The 18,827-nt window shown below is 44.4% G+C and carries 9 protein-coding genes; 3 read left to right on the plus strand and 6 right to left on the minus strand.

Going from position 1 to position 18,827, the window contains the following annotated elements; translation table 11 throughout:
• Window positions 1-14: 14 nt before the first annotated feature.
• Window positions 15-824: a Cof-type HAD-IIB family hydrolase gene (locus C1S74_RS02425; protein ID WP_045403226.1), complete on the minus strand. Its 810-nt coding sequence runs from the start codon at window positions 822-824 to the stop codon at window positions 15-17.
• A gap of 165 nt (window positions 825-989) precedes the next feature.
• Between C1S74_RS02425 and queE the strand changes: the two genes are divergently transcribed.
• Window positions 990-1,640, plus strand: coding sequence for a 7-carboxy-7-deazaguanine synthase QueE (gene queE / locus C1S74_RS02430; protein ID WP_038894142.1), 651 nt, complete (start codon window positions 990-992; stop codon window positions 1,638-1,640).
• Window positions 1,641-1,654: 14 nt separating this feature from the next.
• Window positions 1,655-2,353, plus strand: a complete 699-nt coding sequence (gene queC / locus C1S74_RS02435; RefSeq protein WP_045403229.1) for a 7-cyano-7-deazaguanine synthase QueC — start codon at window positions 1,655-1,657, stop codon at window positions 2,351-2,353.
• Here the strand turns inward: queC and C1S74_RS02440 are convergent.
• The 4 genes from C1S74_RS02440 to C1S74_RS02455 all read right to left on the minus strand — a co-directional run bounded on the left by C1S74_RS02440 (window position 2,310) and on the right by C1S74_RS02455 (window position 6,865).
• A complete protein-coding gene (locus C1S74_RS02440) occupies window positions 2,310-4,277 on the minus strand; it encodes a tetratricopeptide repeat-containing diguanylate cyclase (protein ID WP_045403232.1) in 1,968 nt (655 codons plus the stop codon). The two genes, queC and C1S74_RS02440, sit on opposite strands and share 44 nt — an antisense overlap.
• 194 nt (window positions 4,278-4,471) lie before the next feature.
• Window positions 4,472-4,825 carry a DUF2750 domain-containing protein gene (locus C1S74_RS02445; RefSeq protein WP_038867608.1) on the minus strand — a complete coding sequence of 118 codons (354 nt, stop codon included), beginning with the start codon at window positions 4,823-4,825 and terminating at the stop codon, window positions 4,472-4,474.
• A gap of 111 nt (window positions 4,826-4,936) precedes the next feature.
• On the minus strand, window positions 4,937-5,551 hold the full coding sequence (locus tag C1S74_RS02450; protein ID WP_045403235.1) for an OmpA family protein: 615 nt from the start codon (window positions 5,549-5,551) through the stop codon (window positions 4,937-4,939).
• 3 nt (window positions 5,552-5,554) lie between these two features.
• On the minus strand, window positions 5,555-6,865 hold the full coding sequence (locus tag C1S74_RS02455; RefSeq protein ID WP_045403238.1) for a TolC family outer membrane protein: 1,311 nt from the start codon (window positions 6,863-6,865) through the stop codon (window positions 5,555-5,557).
• Between the two features lie 403 nt (window positions 6,866-7,268).
• Between C1S74_RS02455 and C1S74_RS26810 the strand changes: the two genes are divergently transcribed.
• The gene (locus C1S74_RS26810) at window positions 7,269-18,125 is read left to right on the plus strand and encodes a tandem-95 repeat protein (RefSeq protein ID WP_045403242.1); all 10,857 of its coding nucleotides are present in this window, start codon (window positions 7,269-7,271) and stop codon (window positions 18,123-18,125) included.
• A 78-nt stretch (window positions 18,126-18,203) separates the two neighbouring features.
• On the opposite strand, the gene C1S74_RS02465 is transcribed toward C1S74_RS26810, so the two are convergent.
• Entirely contained in the window at window positions 18,204-18,827 is a 624-nt protein-coding gene (locus C1S74_RS02465) for an OmpA family protein (RefSeq protein WP_045403245.1), read from the minus strand.

Genomic DNA, 18,827 nt, shown 5'->3' on the forward strand with positions numbered 1-18,827 from the left:
TTCGACTCAGAGGATTACGCGTTAAGCACAAATTTCTCGATCGATTTAGCTACACCGTGATCGTCGTTGCTGACTGTGATGTAGTCTGCGATTTGTTTGGTTTCTTCCATCGCGTTCGCCATTGCGATACCAAGACCTGCGTATTCAAGCATGTGGTGGTCGTTTTCGGCATCGCCCATACAAATCACTTCTTCAGCTTTGATGCCTAAGTATTCTGCGATTGCCGAAACACCGACGCCTTTGTTGCTTGAAGGATTCAAAAACTCTAAGAAGAAAGGCGCACTTTGTACAACTGTAAACTCTTGTTTTAGCTCTGCTGGTAGGGCTGAGATAACTTCAGTTAGTTTACTTGGCTCCGCAACCATCATTGCTTTAATGATCGCATGATCATCTTCTAGCGCATCAAAGTTCATCTCAGTGACTGCTACGCCATTGATTTTTGCTTCGATGTCAGTGTAAGGGTTGTTTTCTACTGTGATCAGACCATGTTCTTGGCTGAATGCGTGAACATAAGCGCCAAGCTCGCGTGCTTTACGTGCAATTTTCTTCGCAGCTTTGCCATCAATGATCTGCTGGTGGATGATTTCATTGGTGCCAATGTTTTTCACCATAGAGCCGTTGTAGTACAAAACAAAGTCTTTGTCAGAGTTGATGTTTAACTCGTCTAGCTTGTCTTGCATTCCCTCAAGAGGGCGGCCAGAAGCAAGGACAACGGTAACACCCGCTTCACGTGCTTTTGCAATGGCTTGCTTGTTCTCTTCAGAAATTACTTTGTCGCTGTTTAGCAACGTGCCGTCCATGTCTAGGGCGATCAGCTTGTACATCTTTACTTACCTTAAAAAATGGGGAACCTGCGTATGAAACTACAAAACCACCTATTTTAACAATTTATTTTTGGTTTAAATTGACCTGAGTGCGCCTCTCCATTAAGGTCTTCGCCTCGAAGTATAATGAGTTGAGTGAGTTCTACGTTGTATAAGCTAAATGAGATGTTTGAAACCATCCAAGGGGAAGGGGTTTTCACTGGTGTGCCGGCGGTTTTTGTGCGTTTGCAAGTATGTCCGGTTGGGTGTTCTTGGTGCGATACGAAACAGACTTGGTACGCAGAAGAAGAAGACCAGCGCCAGATCGGTGATATCTTGGTGAAAACAGAAGATTCTCCAACGTGGTGTTTCGCCTCGGCAGAAGACATCGTAGCTGAATACAAAAAGCAGGGCTTCAATGCGAAGCATATTGTGATTACTGGTGGAGAACCATGCATTTATGATTTACGTGCGTTGACGGCTGCATTTGAAGAAATGGGTTGCCAATGCCAAATCGAAACCAGTGGTACTTCAGAGGTCGTGACTTCAGAAAGCACATGGGTGACAGTGTCACCTAAAGTCGCAATGAAAGGGAAGCTACCAGTACTCAAAAGTGCATTAGAACGCGCAAATGAGATCAAACATCCGGTTGGCACCCAAAAAGACATCGATCAGCTTGATGCATTGTTGGCCTCTGCAGAAATCGCTGAGAAGACAGTAATCGCACTTCAGCCTATCAGTCAGAAGCCTCGCGCTACACAACTGTGTATTGATACCTGTGTTGCTCGCAACTGGCGTTTGTCGGTTCAAACTCATAAATACCTAAGTATTGCTTAAGCTCGGAGAGAAAGATGAAAAAAGCAGTCGTTGTTTTCAGTGGTGGACAGGACTCTACAACATGTCTGGTTCAAGCATTAAAAGAGTTTGACGAAGTACATGCCATCACATTCGATTACGGTCAGCGTCATAAGCTGGAGATTGAAGTGGCTGAGAAAGTTGCAAAAGATCTTGGCGTCGCTGCACACAAAGTGATGGATGTTGGCTTACTGAATGAACTGGCCATTAGCTCTCTGACGCGTGACGACATTCCAGTTTCTCATGAACTTCAAGAAAACGGTTTGCCGAACTCATTCGTTCCTGGCCGCAACATTTTGTTCCTAACGCTTGCTGGCATCTACGCTTACCAAATTGGCGCAGAAACCGTCATTACGGGTGTTTGTGAAACAGATTTTAGTGGCTATCCAGATTGTCGTGATGATTTTGTGAAAGCGATGAACAGTGCCTTGGTTAAGGGTATGGATCGTCAGTTTGAAATCAAAACTCCGCTAATGTGGTTGAACAAAGCAGAAACGTGGGCACTGGCTGATCAATATGATGCGCTGCAACTAGTTCGTGAAAACACGCTAACGTGTTACAACGGCATCATCGGTGATGGTTGTGGTGATTGCCCGTCTTGCGACCTGCGCAAAGCGGGCTTAGATGACTATCTGAACAACAAAGACGCCGTTATGCAGTCGTTGATTCAAAAGCAGAAGACGGAAGGTCAATAGGCTCGTTGTAAGCATCAATCATAGCGTCGTGCCCACTTTGCTTCGCTTGATATAAAGCTTGGTCTAGTATCGAATACAGCTCATCAAAGTTCGTTAATGGTTTTGATGTAGACAAATAGGCCAAGCTTGCAGTTACACTCAGTACCTCAGCATTTTCAGTTTTGATCTGCTTATCAGATATCGTTTTGTGAAGGCTCTGAACACGAAATGGCACGTCTATCTCATCAACATTCTTCAGAAGTAAAATAAACTCCTCTCCACCTAGTCGACCAAGGTATTCCCCTTTGTTTAACTTTGCTCTAACCGCTTTACACACATGCTTTAGTACAAGATCGCCAGTAGGATGGCCATAGTGATCGTTGATGGATTTAAAGTTATCAAGGTCAATGAGTGCTAACACATAACGCATATCTTCTGGAGCTTTAACGGTTTGTGCCCGTATTCTCTCAATAATCGTACTTCGATTGAGTGAATCAGTCAGACGATCTAATTTTGATTTCATGTATGTTTTACGTTGAATGAACAATGCGACGAATAACAATGTCAGTAAGCAGAAAAGAACGAAGTTATACGCCCTTTTTTGTTTCGCAAGCTTTTCGACTTCAAGTAACTTTAGGTTACGCTCATTATTCATTTTCGTTAGTTGCAACTCGTACTCATATTCATTTTTCGTTAAGTCTAGAGCTTCAATGGCTTTGACGTTGTTTGCATCGCGGTTCGCAAGTTCTAGCGTAGCGTAATCTTGATAGTGGGACAGGGCGGCCAAATAGTTGCCTTGCTCACGATAAGTTTGTGAAAGTAGAAGCTGTGCCTTGGCTTGCAATGCGGAGTTCGAATTATCTGATGCGAGCTCAAGAGCTGCGACACCATGTTCAAGAGCATTCGCCAACATTTTATTTTTAAAGTAAGCAAACCCTGCCGCCAAATGACTCTCCGTTTCTAAGCGCTTGTTTTCATACCGTTTACCCAGCTCTAGTGCGTTCTTTATATAGGGTACGGCACTTTCCAGGTTTCCTGATTCGACATAAGCAGAACCAAGGCCAAGATAGGTCAGACCTCGACCATATGGGTAATCCAACTCTTTTAAAATGGTTAGCGCGTTTTTGTAGTGACTGATTGCCTTGTCGTAGTCTTTCGATTTGTTATACATAGATGCAAGACTGTGCTCGACTTGAGCAACTTCAAGTGGTGTCGCTTCAAGTTGGCGAGCCAGCAAAGCTTGAATAAGGTATTGCTCGGCTTGCTCGTACTGTCCAAGTTCGCTCAGCAAGTTACCTACATCATTGTAAACACCTGAAGGATCGCTTTGAGCCGGCATTTTGCTTAGCAAGCGGCGATAAAGATCTAAAGCAACGTCGTATTCACCACGATAGTCGAAGTTATTAGCAATAACACGTAACGCTAGGTCACTAGGGAATCTCTCAGGATGCTCGATCGTTAAATGATTATTCAGAGAAGAGCAGAAAAAGTTCGCTTTGTGATACTGGCCTTGTTGATTCAAGGTGTAGCATAGCTGATAGTTCATTAGGGCTTTGCTTTCCACATCGTTATATTGTTTTGTGCTTTGTAGTAATGCGGTGAAAAGATTAACGGACTCATCATAGTTACCCAGTTTGCGTTCCTTTAGCGCAAGGATGTATTGAGATTCCAACTTAGCAAAACGATTATTTAAAATTTGACTACTGCCAAAGTAGGGTTGATCGATGTTTGCCATGTATTCATAGATGAGCCCGCTCACATATAGCTTTTCACTGTTGGAACTTGCTGTGTGATAGCGGTCTTGAAGCATACTCAATGCCGATTCGACATTTGTTTTAACAGTAGATTGATAGACAGCATGCCATTGAGTGATGCTTTGAGTGTCACTTGCGTTTGCTTGACTGCCTAATAATAGTGACGCAAGCAAAGAGAGCAGCGTACGCATAGTGATGTAACCTTATGTTCTTTTTTATATAGTTTGTTCGGTATGATATACCAATTGGAGTTGAGCCATTGTGACAAAACACGAAGGGTATAGGTAATGAAATGAAGAAAACTATGCGCTCGGTCGAGCTTTACATCGAAAAGGTAATTTAAAAGAGAGAGAAGACCCCAGCAAGGCGCTGAGGTCTTTAGGAATTAGCTTAGGTATAGCTTAGCTAGATCTTGAGGTTCAAGCTCTTTACCTTCTAGTTGTGCATTCCAGTTAGCACCAACAAGAACGCCATCTTCAGCAAGAGTTAGAAGCCAATCTTCAACAAAGATATCTAGAGGAATCTCTAGTACTTCGAAATCTGCCCATTCTTCAACGTTGTGTGCTTCTGCGTCTTCTTTCGCAGACCAAAAAGGCATGACTTCGCTGTTTTCGAATTCAGTTGAATCGCAAGATAACCAACCTTCTTCATTGCGTAGACCCCAAACTAGCTGGTTTTCTTTTGTTTCAGCAACAAAAAGATCAAGGTTTGCTTGGATATCTGTTGTAAGTTTGCTCATTTCAAAACTCTCATTGTTATGACGCGGCTAGATTAACATTAAAGTGTCGATTCCTAAAGCATAATACGGTTTAGCAAGCTTGAAAAAACAAAAGGAGCCGAAGCTCCTTTATCAGGTTTTTGGAAGAGTAGTAAATATGGTCCACTCTTTCTTTATCTCGCCTTTATAGCCCACGACATAAGCCGTTACACGTCTGTTAAGTGCATGGCTGACTTCGTCTGTGCCTTCTGTTGCCAAATTAGTGTCGCCGAAGCCCACGATTCGGACTCGATTGGAATCAACTCCATAACGCAATAGTGCTTCGCGGACATTATTTGCACGTCGTTTTGAAAGGTCCAAGTTATGGGAAGACCCACCAACTTTACTTGCGTACCCTTGCAGTTCGATCGAGGTTGAAGGGTACTCCTTCAGGAAGTCTGAAAGCTCACGTATTTGACGACGGAATACGGGGTTTATCTCGTCTGAATCGTTAGCAAATAGAACTCGTACTTGCATTTTTTCGGATGCTTTGATGTATTCGCCACAACCGTCATTGTCGATTTCAGATGTTGCTGGGGTGCCTGGGCATAAGTCACGAGCATTAATCACGCCATCATTGTCATCATCTTGCAGGTCTGCAATTTGCTGAGCGTCAGGAGTTGGCATGTAATCATATTCATCATTGGCTGATACAGAGTTGGCAAAAGCCAGAAAACCCAAGGTAAGCAGAATCTTAGTTAGTTTCATGGTTTAGTACTCCACCTTTTGATTCCACTCGGTCGGAACGTCAACTCGCAGTGCATTTAGTAGTTGGCCTGTAGCGTTCATCACGCGATATTTGGCGTACTGTTCCGCGTATTTAGCATCCAAATAGTCTTTTCGAGCTTCGAACAATTCGTTTTCGGTATTAAGCAAGTCCAGAAGGGTGCGTTTACCGATGCGGTATTGTTTCTCGTACGCAATGACGGTTTTAGAAGCTGAATCAACATGGTCGGATAAGAATTCTTTTTGCTGTAATGTGAGGTCGAGTGCACTCCATGAGAGCCTTAATCCTTCTTCAACGTTTCGATAAGCGCGCTCACGTAAGTCTTTTGCTTTATTGAGTTGGTAAGCAAAACTCTCGGCATTTGCCGCATCACTGCCACCGTTAAAGAGGTTGTAGCGCATTCTTAGCATTGCTGTCGTTTCATCGCCACGTCCTTCAATACCTCCTGCGTCATCACGCCACGTTTGGGCTGCTTCAACGGATAGAGTCGGGTAGTAGTTACCTTTTGATTGCTTGTATTGGAACTTTGCAGAATCCACATCAGCAGTTGAGATCTTAATTACTGGATGAGAATCGAATGCCAAATCTACAGCGTCATCTACCGTATATGGGATAAAATTTTGATCGGCTCGTGGAAAAGTGAGTCCCTGCGGAGTTTGGCCGACTAAACGAGTGAACATTGTGTGGCTATCAAACAGGTTGTTTTGCGCAGCTGCTAAATTACCGTGAGCTTTTGCCAGACGAGCTTCAACTTGCGTTAAGTCGGCTGTCGACCCAATACCAGAATCCACGCGTTTTTTAATGTCTTGATAGATTTTTTTGTGCACTTTCAAATTATTTTCAGAAAGTGTCAGGATTTCATAAGCCTTCACCGCATCCAAGTACACTTTTGTGACTTCCAGCGCTTTATCTTGGGCGTCTGCAAGTAGTTGGTAACGCACCGACTCTGCATCAGCAGCCGTTCGATCAATATCGTTTAACGTTGCGGAACCATCCCATATGAGCTGGGTAAGAGTTACAGTCGCTTCTTTACGGGTTAAGTCCGTTGATTCTCGGCCCGCCTCAGCAGGATCAATACCTTCGTATCCAATACCGGCATCAAGATCGACAGAGGGAAGATAAGCGCCACTCGAGGCTTCATTCACATACTGCTTACTTACGAATTCATTAAACGCACTTTTAATGTCTGGGTTTGTTTTAAGCGTATTTTCAACCGCTTGCTCTAGTGTTTGCCCTAAAGCAGGGCTAGCGGCGAGCACACCCAAGCAAAAGGCGTTGGCACGAGTCCACTTCACTGTGATTCTCCTAGATTGTGTATTGTTTGGGGTGAGAAATCGTTCTTATAAATAGCGACACCCCTATGTGCGTCAATAATTTAACGCACATAGCTATTAATAATCAACTATGGAACTAGTTGCTATACTTATTAATGTGTAAGTAAATCTCCAATTACCGTATGGTGACTCATTTGTATTTTGAATAAAGATCATGTTTCCAGTGTCTTTTTTCGTATGGATGCCTATTAAAAGGTGACGGTAATCGTGATTTATCGCAAAGCACATCCTTCTGAGTAATATGTGACTTAGAAGTTGTAATTTAGTATTAACGCACTGTTATTACGTGATGTATTCGGGCAATATATAACGAATAAGTATCAATGGTCAAAATGTTGACAGTAATTTTAGGTCAGAGGTTTATATGGATCGTACAGCCTTAGTTTCACTTGGCGGGCAATTAGTTGTAATAGGTTTGGATGGGCAATTGAGAACACTTGCCGAAAACGAACAGCCGTCACCTGGTGAGTTGATTGTTTCTAGAGCTGAAGCTGAGTCAGAAAGGCTTCAGGTATTAGTTGCAAAGCCAGAAGGGGAGCAAGACGTTTCTGACGATGTTGCTCAAATTATTGACGCTCTTCAAGACGGTCAAGACCCGACGTTATTGGCTGAAGAGTTTGCTCCTGCTGCTGGGCAAAGCAATGGCTCTAGTTTACAAACCAGTGGTACGGTAGAACGTACTGCGGCTGAGCTGCTAGCGGACACAGATTTTGAAACCACCGGATTGGCTGCGTTAGGCTTCTCTGAAACGCAAAACCTGTCTTTAGCTGAGCTCTACCTTAATAATATCCGTCCTGATGTAACCTTACCTGCAGTCACGCCAGTGGCTCCTGTCGCGGAAGACGACAACATTCAAACCGACGAAGATGTTCCCGCAACTATTGATGTACTGGCTAATGATACTGACCAGGATAGTGATAGCTTAACGATTGAATCTGCCACCGTGCCTGAAGATCAAGGTACGGTCGAAGTCGTTGATGGTGAACTCATTTTTACCCCTGCTAAAGATTTTAATGGTGATGCTACGGTCACTTATGTCGTTACGGATGGGGAAATGACGGATGAAGCGTCTGTTACGATTACAGTTAACCCTGTCAATGATACTCCAATAGCCGTGGATGACTTTGCGACTACTGATGAAGACACTGCCGTCACCATAGACGTTCTTGCGAACGACAGCGATCCAGATGACAACCAACTGACAATTACAAACGCGTCTGTGCCAGCCGAGCAAGGTTCGGTTGAGATCGTAGATGGTAAGCTTGTGTTTACTCCTGCTGAAAACTTCAATGGTGACGCGACTATCAGTTACACCGTGTCAGACGGTGAGTTAACTGATAATGCGGAGGTTTCGGTAACGGTAAATCCAATCAACGATGCGCCCAAAACAGAAAACACCATTGCTGACCAAGTTCTACAAGAAGATTTTGCTGAATACACAATCAACTTAAATGACGCGTTCAGTGATGTTGATAATGCAGATAGCGATCTGACGTTTAGCGCTTCTGGGAGCAGCAATATCCAAGTGTCGATTGTTGATGGTATCGCGACCATCACACCAACGGCGGATTGGAATGGTTCAGAGGTACTCACGTTTACCGCGAACGATCCGAGTGGTTTAGAAGTCAGCCAGACGGTTGATTTCACAGTTACTGCCGTTGCAGACATTGTGTCAGATAAAGCTGATATTGTTGAAGATACCGCGACAACATTGAACGTTCTGCAAAATGATGACTTTGAAGGTCAATCACCAGTTGTCACAGTAGAAGCGGGCAATGAGCCTGCGAATGGCAGTGTGACCGTTAATCAAAACGGCACGATTACTTATACGCCGAATACGGATTACAACGGTCCAGATGAGTTTACCTACACAGTTACTTCTGGCGGTGTGACTGAAACCACAACTGTCACGCTAAACGTTACACCTGTTAACGACAAGCCAGTGGTGGAAAACACCATTGCTGACCAAGTTCTACCGGAAGATTTTACTGAATACACCATTAACTTAAATGACGCATTTAGCGATGTCGACAACGCAGACAGCGAATTGACGTTTGCCGTTTCTGGTAACAGCAATATTCAAGTTTCGATTGTTGATGGCATCGCAACCATCACTCCAACAGCTGACTGGAATGGTTCAGAAGAGTTGACGTTTACCGCGACAGACCCAAGTGGTGAAACAGTAAGCCAAGTTGTCGACTTCACAGTTATAGCTGTGGCAGATATTGTGTCTGACAGCGCGAATATTGTTGAAGACACACCAACAGTTTTGGATGTGTTGGACAACGATAGCTTTGAAGGTCTATCACCAGTTGTATCAGTCGAGACAGGCAATGGCCCAGCAAATGGCAGTGTGGTTGTTAACGATGACGGAACAATCACTTACACACCAGACCAAGATTACAACGGTGCTGACGAGTTCACTTACACAGTAACCTCTGGTGGTGTGACTGAAACGACAACAGTCACTCTGAACGTAACGCCAGCCAACGACAAGCCAGTGGTGGAAAATACCATTGCAGCCCAAGTTCTACCGGAAGATTTTGCTGAATACACCATCAACTTGAATGACGCATTCAGCGATGTTGATAACGCAGACAGCGAGCTGACGTTCAGTGTTTCGGGTAACAGCAATATTCAAGTATCGATTGTCGATGGTATTGCGACGATTACACCAACAGCAGACTGGAACGGTTCTGAAGAGTTAACGTTTACCGCGACAGATCCTGATGGTGAAAGCGTTAGCCAGACTGTTGATTTCACGGTTAACGCCGTTGCCGATATTGTCGTTGACAGTACAGACATCGTTGAAGATACGCCAACCGTTTTGAACGTGTTGGGCAACGACAGCTTCGAAGGCCAATCACCAGTTGTATCAGTCGAGACAGGCAATGGTCCAGCAAATGGCAGTGTGGTTGTTAACGCTGATGGCACCATTACTTACACGCCTAATCAAGATTACAACGGTTTAGACGAGTTCACTTACACTGTCACTTCTGGCGGTGTGACTGAAACCACAACTGTCACGCTAAACGTTACACCTGTTAACGACAAGCCAGTGGTGGAAAACACCATTGCTGACCAAGTTTTACCAGAAGATTTTGCTGAATACACCATTAACTTGAATGATGCATTTAGCGATGTTGATAACGCAGACAGCGAGCTGACGTTTAGCGCTTCTGGTAACAGCAATATCCAAGTTTCGATTGTCGATGGTATCGCAACCATTACACCAACAGCAGACTGGAATGGTTCTGAAGAGCTAACGTTTACCGCGACAGATCCAGACGGAGAAACAGTAAGCCAGACGGTTGACTTCACGGTTAACGCCGTTGCCGATATCGTTTCGGATAGCGCGAATATTGTTGAAGACACACCAACAATTTTGGATGTGTTGGGCAACGACAGCTTTGAAGGTCAATCACCAGTTGTATCAGTCGAATCTGGAAATGGTCCTGCAAATGGCAGCGTAGTTGTGAATAACGACGGCACGATTACTTACACGCCGAACCAAGATTACAACGGGCCAGATGAGTTCACCTACACGGTAACCTCTGGCGGTGTCACTGAAACTACAACAGTATCTCTAAACGTAACACCTGTTAACGACAAGCCACTTAACGAAGACTTTGATCATAGCGCTGATGAACTTATTACTAACGTAATTTTTGATACCGATGATAAGCCTTTGAACCAAGGTTCAGAAAGCGATCATATTTCTGACGTTGAGGATGACTTAAATGGTGATGATCTTCAGATCCGAATAACAGAGCTACCTACATCTGGCACCTTGTATTTCACAGATGAAAATGGCGATCTTCAAGAAATTACGTCGGCCGATGGCTCGTTGTACAACAAAGACAGCATCTACTATGAAGCGGATAATGTTGGGTTCTTGCTTGGTATTAAAGACAGACCTAATTCTCCAAATGGAGAAGAGTCAACGACGGATTTCTACAACTGGGGTTTAAGTGCAGACGGTGGGGAGTCACACAGTCGAACCGAATATCTAGTAAATGGAGCGTCTATTGATATCTCCTCTGATAGTGGTGTGCTAGCTCAATACAATCGAGAAGTTTCACATATTGGCCATGGTATTGCTGATAACGATGGCCAAGGCATTCAGCGCGGCGAAACCATCAGCATTGATTTGTCTGAGAACCCTGTCGGCAGCGTGAATCTTGGTCTGGATGGTCTAGGAGGTTTGTTTGAGCACGGCGACAACAATGCTGCTCTTATCACGGTGACATACCTTGATGCTAACGGCACAGAGCAAACTCAAGTTATTGAGTTCTTGAAGCCAGAAGGCAACAACATGCTATTCCAGGAGACCAGTATTGGCTTCGGTAAGGATTACCCTCTACCTGAAGGGGCGGTAATTACTCAATTAGACTTCTCGACAAAAACATCTGGGAATTGGGAGTTGCGTTATGTAGAGGGCTTCCCACCTGAAGATAGTTTTGATTACGTTGTAGTTGATTCTGGTAACGCTGAAAGTGACCCTGCAACGGTTACAATTGCCAATCAGGTTCTAGACGGCAACGTGTCGGAAAACGGTCCGGATCTATCTTTAACAGGGAACACTGTTACAGAAGGAGAAGACGTTACGTTTTCTGTGGTACTGGATGAGGCGACAGAAACGGCGGTTAAGTATCCAATAACTACATTGGCTCCAGGCTCATCGGCAGATGACTCGGACGTCAACCTTTCTAATGCAACCTACACGAATGGTGTTGTTTTTGCAGGGGGCTACCTGATTGTTCCTGCCGGTGTTAGTAGCTTCGAAATCATTGTGCCGACGATTGATGATCTTGTTGTTGAAAATGACGAGACGATGAAAGTTGAAATCGGTAGCGAGTCGGGCTCATCAACAATCGTAGACAATGATAGTACGTCACTTTCAGTGAGTAATGCTGGCGACGTGAGTGAAGGTTCTGACGCAGTATTCACGGTGTCGCTGTCTAACGAAGTTCAAAGTCCTGTTGTCGTCAATCTAAGTCCGAAGACAGATGGCAACTACACCGCTGAAGATGAAGATCTTGGTAACATGACGGTGACGTATATTGATGGAGAAGGCCAAGAGCAGACTCTGGATGTTAGTCCAGGTGGAGACGTTACTATTCCTGCCGGAGTTACTGATATCACGGTAACAATAACAACGACACAAGACGATGTTTACGAAGGTGCAGAGTCTTTTGGCTTGGTTGTGACTGAATCTGGCGGTATTACCTCAAACGGCGTGGCGAGTGGTGAGGCAGTGATAAAGGATGATGGCTCAGCTGTCGGTCCAACAACGCCTGATAACGATAAGCCGCTGCTATCTATCAGCGGTGGTGGTGATATTAATGAAGGAGAAGAAGCAATATTTGTTGTTTCTTTGTCTAATCAAACAGAGTCACCAGTCGTTATCAATTTGGCCACGAGCACGAGTGGCGCATATACAGCAGAAAACTCTGACATTAAAGATTTTGTCGTAACCTACAAAGACAGTGAAGGAGAAACGAAATCACTAACCGTTTCAGAAGATGGTAATGTCACTATTCCTGCAGGTATTACTGCAATCGAAGTATCTGTTCCTACAACTCAGGATGATGTTTACGAAGGCTCTGAGAGCTTTGGTTTAGTCGCGACGGAGTCTGCTGGCATCACTTCAAATGGTTCTGCCGTTGGTCAAGCGAACATAAAAGATGACGGCTCTGTTGTGGGGCCGACAACACCAGACAACGACAAGCCTACGCTAACCGTAGATGGTGGCGGGAATGTCGATGAAGGTGAAAATGCAGTCTTTACGGTTTCGTTATCAAGTCAAACTGAAAGTGCTGTTGTTGTTAACCTATCGGTAGAGACGGACGGAAACTATTCAGCAGAGGATAATGACCTTGGCGATTTAGTTGTGACTTATGTAGACACTAATGGCCAAACACAATCATTGAATGTTGATGGAAATGGGAATGTAACAATACCTGCGGGAATCCAGGATATCACGGTTACTGTGCCGACTAACGAAGATCATATCTACGAGGGCAATGAAACGTTTGGCCTCACTGTGACAGAAAGTAGTGGGGTGACAACTAATGGTCAAGCGACTGGCCAAGCAACAATTTTAGACGCAGAAAGTGCACCAAAAGTAAGTATTGTCGCCGACCAAGATAGCGTAAACGAAGGTCAAACCGCGGGCTTTACTGTGAGCTTGGACCAAGTCACTGATGAGAAAGTAACGGTTGAGTTCGAATACTCTGGCACTGCTCAAGATGGCTCTGACTTTACTGGTGTTGCAAGCATTGAAGTACCGGCAGGCCAGTCTTCTGTTGACCTAGACATCACTACGCTTACTGATGGCACTTACGAAGGTGCAGAGTCATTTACTGTCACCATTAAAGATGTGGAAGGTGCAGACGCAACCGCTTCTACAAACAACAGTGCGAGCGTGACTATCAATGACGCTCAGCAAGCACCGAAAGTCAGCATTGTTGCTGACACAGGCTCTACCTCTGAAGGTGGTGATGCGAACTTTACTGTAAGTATCGACCAGAAAGCGGATGAGGATGTCGTGGTGACATTCACGATTGGTGGTGACGTTGATAGTGATGATTACACCGCGCCAAACACTTACACCGTGACTATTCCTGCAGGCCAAACTTCAGTAGCCCTTGATATTGAGACGTTGGATGACGGTATCTATGAAGGCGCTGAAGATCTGACAGTGACGCTAACTGAAACGAGTGGTGCAGACTCTTCGTTGAATACGGCTTCTAAAGAGGCATCTGTTTCTATCGCAGACGCTCAGCACGCGCCGGAGTTTATTTCTGATGGTGATCTTCCTGGTGATGCAGTAAACAATGATATTTATGACTTTGGCACCGTAAATGAAAACAGTGTTAGTGGCACTGTTGTGGGTACGCTTGTTGCTGAAGATCTAGATAACGATGAACTTACTTACAGCTTTGCTGATGGAACAACAACGAACGGTCTATTTAATATCGACCCATCGACGGGTGAGGTTTCACTCAACAAGACTATTGATGATGTTGATTTAGGCGACTATACACTGCAGGTGAAGGTTGCCGATGGTACGGGTGGCGTAGACACTGCAGAGGTTAATGTTTCACTTGTAAACGTTAATGATGCACCAGAAGCTTCGCCTTCGTCAGTCACCACTCTAGAAGATTCCCAAGTTACTCTGGATTGGGCATCATTTGGTGTCACGGATGCTGACTCAGAAACATCGACGCTGTCTGTCCAAATTACATCGCTTCCTAGCGACGGTGCACTTGAGTACAAAGGTGAGCAAGGAAATTGGCAGGCGGTTCAAACAGACCAAGTACTGAGTAAATCGCAGTTTGATGCCGATGGTGTACGTTTCACTCCAGAGGTAAACGCATCAGGCGATGATAGCTTTACTGGTAATGGGGTTGGCAATCAAGAAGGGAGCTATGCACAAATTGGTTTTAAACCAACGGATGGGGAAGATAAGGGCCAAGAATCTGTGTTGACGATTGATGTCACTCCAGATGCCGATGCGCCGAATTTAGCGACGGTAACGCCGGGATTGTCATTGCCTCAACAAGAATTTCATGTGACTTCTTGGAACAACATTTTGGTTGGTTCAGACAATGGGCAAGGAGTAACAGGACAAGTCTTGATTGATACGATCGATGCTTTAGATTCAACCAATGGAAGCCAATCGACAATCACAAATGTTCAAGATTCATCATCTTATGCGACATCATCTGATGAAGCCGTATTGGTTACAGCGTTGGTCTACCTAGAAGCAGGGACTAGTTATGACTTTGTAGGCAGAGCAGATGATAGTTTAGCAATTAAGATTGGTGGAACACTTGTAGATGAAGCTCGCTGGGGTAATGGTAGCGGCGACATTAAAGGTAGCGAGTTCGTACCTTCTGTTTCAGGCTTCTACCCGATTGAGATCTACCATCATAATCAGAGTGGGCAAGGAAACTTTAATGTTGATGTGTCGATTAATGGCCAAGCACCTGTCGATTTAAGTAACAGCAATCTGTATGTCGTTAGTGACGAAAACGCACTGGACGCAACGGATGTTCGTACCTCGGTTTTACAAGAAGCTGACGGAGTACAATTCTACGAGACTTATCAAGTTAATGAAGGGCCTCAAGATACTGCCATTCCACTATCTGAAATCCGCGCTAGTTTGAACGATACGGATGGTTCTGAATCACTGAAAGTGACTTTGGAAGGAATACCCGTTGGTGCTGTTCTTACTGATGGTAGCAGCACGATTACTGTGGCGACGATTGATGAAGTTCTTGATGTTACTGGCTGGTCTCTGGATTCTCTAGCTATTACGCCACCATTAGGTTCACATGATGATTTCACTATAGCTATTAAAGCGACCAGTACTGAAGTTTCAAATGGGGATACTGAAGAATCACATGCAACGATTAATGTGGTTGTCCATGAAAACTTAGCGACAAACACTGGCAGTGATGTGGGTGTGACAAATGAAGATAATGCGCTACAGGGTAACGTATTGTTGAATGATACCGATGGCGACAACGTTTTATTAGTCGATCATATTACCGTTAACAACACAAACTATGCCGTTGGTGAAACTGTATCATTGGATAGTGGCTCATTAGTGGTAAACCAAGATGGTAGCTACACGTTCGAACCAGTTGAGCATTGGTCTGGCGATGTTCCTTCTATTACATACACCACCAATACCGGCGCAACAGAGAGCTTAGATATTGATGTTGTCGCAGTAGCAGACGCACCAAAGGTTAAGATTTCAGTTGGTGATTTTTCCAAGACAGATGCTGTTGATTCGAATCATGGCTTGGCAACTTCAGCAACAAGCAACACAAAAGTACAGAATGCTTCTATCGCGGGCGCACTAGGTTTGGATGGCGTTGTTCAAGCCGATAACCCTGTAGCAAACGTAATGCTTGGCGACAACAATGACCTAACGGATACCGATAGTTTATTTGTTGGCACAGACTACAACGATACCTTTTATGGTGGCGGGGGTAATGATGTCTTTGTCGGTGGAGGACAAAACGATTCTTTCTATGGCGATGATGCGTCTACTAACACAGAGCACGATGGTACCGATACGGTTTATCTCACTGGTAACTTCAGTGATTACGAGTTTACGTTCAAGAATAACCATGGTGGTGATGTTCCATATTGGATCTTCTTGGATAAGCGCTCGATAGATTCGGTGAATGACAACACTGGGCAAGAAGACCGAGGCGATCACCTGTATGAAATCGAACGAGTTGTTTTTGCTGATAAGGTTGTTGAACTCAATCCTGACGGCACGTACCAAGTACTGCAAGATCGTTTGATTCCAGTCGATATCGATGTTGATTTAGTGGATCGTGATAGTAGCGAAACATTGAGCCAAACGGTTTTGGTTGAAGGTTTACCATCAGGCGTTGAGCTGCATATCAACGGCCAAGTTCTGACACCAGAGGTTTCTGGAGGTTATCTGGTGAATATTGATAATCAAGGTCGCGTATCTTTCGAGATCAAAGTACCGTTTGACTATGAAGGCAGCCTTGATTTCCCTGTCAGTGTGACGGCGACGTCGATAGAGTCCTCAAACAATGATTCAGCGACTACAACAGAATCTGTTGATATAACCGCTCGCGATTTTGAGTTGGAGTCTGGCTCACATGGTAATGATACGATTGCCGGAGGTTCCGATCACGACCTCATTATTGGTGATGTTCAAGGCTTGGAAATTATTGCGGGTCAGGATTACAACATCGCGTTTGTTCTTGATACCTCAGGCAGTATGGGAAGTTGGGTTGGCAATGCAAAAGATGAGGTTCTCGATGTCTTTGATGAGTTACTAGCGTCTGTAAATCAAGGCGTTGAACCTGGCATCGTAAACATCATGCTTTCTGAGTTTGCGACTGGTGCAACAACGGTTATAGAAGTGGATTTAGGTTCTGCAACAGCAAGAGCTGATTTTGTCCAGAAATTGGATACGATTGGTGATTACGGCAATGGTAGCACGAACTATGAAGCCGGTTTGCAGTCTGCAGTAGAGTGGTTTGGCAGCCAACCTAACTCACGGGGCGAGAACATCACCTATTTCATCACCGATGGTGAACCGAATGTCATCTCCGAACTGAAAAATGTCCAAGAAGTCAACTTTGATAAAGTTCTGTTAGATGTCGATTCAGATGGAAGTATTGTCACGTTAGACGATGTTTTAGCCGACAATCAGTATGAATTCGGTGACAAGCTTTACTACAAAGGAGAACTGCTTGTTGAGTCTGATGGCCGTGTTTTTTCTCCATTAACAGGCCAGACGTTGGGCGATATTGATGAGAAGCAAAATGGCAAGCTTGTCTACGATGATGAGTACTCAACTACCAAGCAATCACAACATATGTACCAAATGCTCGCATTGCTCTCTAGCGTAGAAGCTGTTGGCTTAGGAGGGGGTGTCGATGAAAGCACACTGCAACAATACGATACCGATGGTGTCGTCGAATCAGAAATTGATGTCACCAAACTTGCAGAAACGATACTTGGGCAAGACGTACCGTTGAAGCAAGGTTCGGATACGATCTATGGTGGTGATGGCGATGACATTCTTTTTGGTGACCTAATTGAGTTTGGTGGCAACGAGCAAGGTATTAGTGCTATCCAGTCCCATGTTGCTCAAGAAACGGGACAAGATATTTCCAAGGTTGACGCTGAGGCGATTCACACGTACGTGAAAAATCATATTGAAGAGTTTAATCAAAGCCACCAAGGTGATAAAGCTGACTCTCTGTACGGCGAACAAAGCAATGACATTTTGTTTGGGCACGGAGGGGAGGATATTTTGGTTGGTGGTGAAGGGGACGACATCCTTATCGGTGGTTCTGGTGATGACATCTTTAAATTGGTTGATGAAGGTTCCGACATTCGCGATGGTGAGGTGGATACGATCAAAGACTTCACTAAAGGTGAAGATAAGATCGATATCTCTGACTTGCTCCATACCGATAACTCAGACTCTATCGATTCATTACTTGCGAACAATGAGATTGGATTAGAAGCCGATGGGGACAATTTGATCCTTACGATTTCAGAATCGGATGGTTCATCTAGCCAGAAAGTCGTCATTGAGGGAGGCTCAAGTCAGTACGGTGAGTACCTAAGTGATGGTGTGCTATCGCCGACTGATGGCAACGCAATCTTGAATGATCTGCTTAAGATTAACGATTTATCTAATAATTAGATAGGAAGCGAGATACAGCTATCAAAAAAAGGTCTAGCAAACGCTAGACCTTTTCTCTTTTTGATTTTACGAATTTGGTTAACTCTTAGGAAGCGTGGTAAATATAGTCCATTCTTTCTTCACTTCACCTTTGTATCCAATGACCGTTGCCGTAACACGTCGATTCAGTGCATGGCTTGTTTCATCGGCACCAGTAGAAGCGAGAACAGTATCACCATAACCAACGATAGTTACTCGACTTGGTGAAATGCCATTTTGAAGTAAAACCCTTCTAACATTTTCCGCTCGGCGTTTAGACAAGTCCAAGTTATGTTGCGCAGTACCCGTTCGGCTCGCATACCCTTGAAGTTCAATAGAAGTACTTGGGTATTCTTTTAAGAACTCAGACAGCTCACGAAGTTGTTGTGAAAAGATCGGATTGATTTCATCTGAATCGTTCGCAAACAAGACTCGAATTTGCATTTCTTGGGACGTTTTTAAGAATTCCCCACATCCATCATTATCGATTTCTGAACCAATCGGCGTACCAGGACACAAATCTCGAGCATTGATGACACCATCTCGATCATCATCGATCAGGTCGGCAATTTGATTGGCGGTAGGCGTTTCAATGTACTCGTATTCATCGCCGGTTTCGGTATTAGAATTAGAACTGCACGCTGAAATCAAACACGCCATGAAAAAAATAGGTATTACTTTCAT

The organism is Vibrio hyugaensis (genome assembly GCF_002906655.1).
GTDB classification, from domain to species: Bacteria; Pseudomonadota; Gammaproteobacteria; order Enterobacterales; family Vibrionaceae; genus Vibrio; species Vibrio hyugaensis.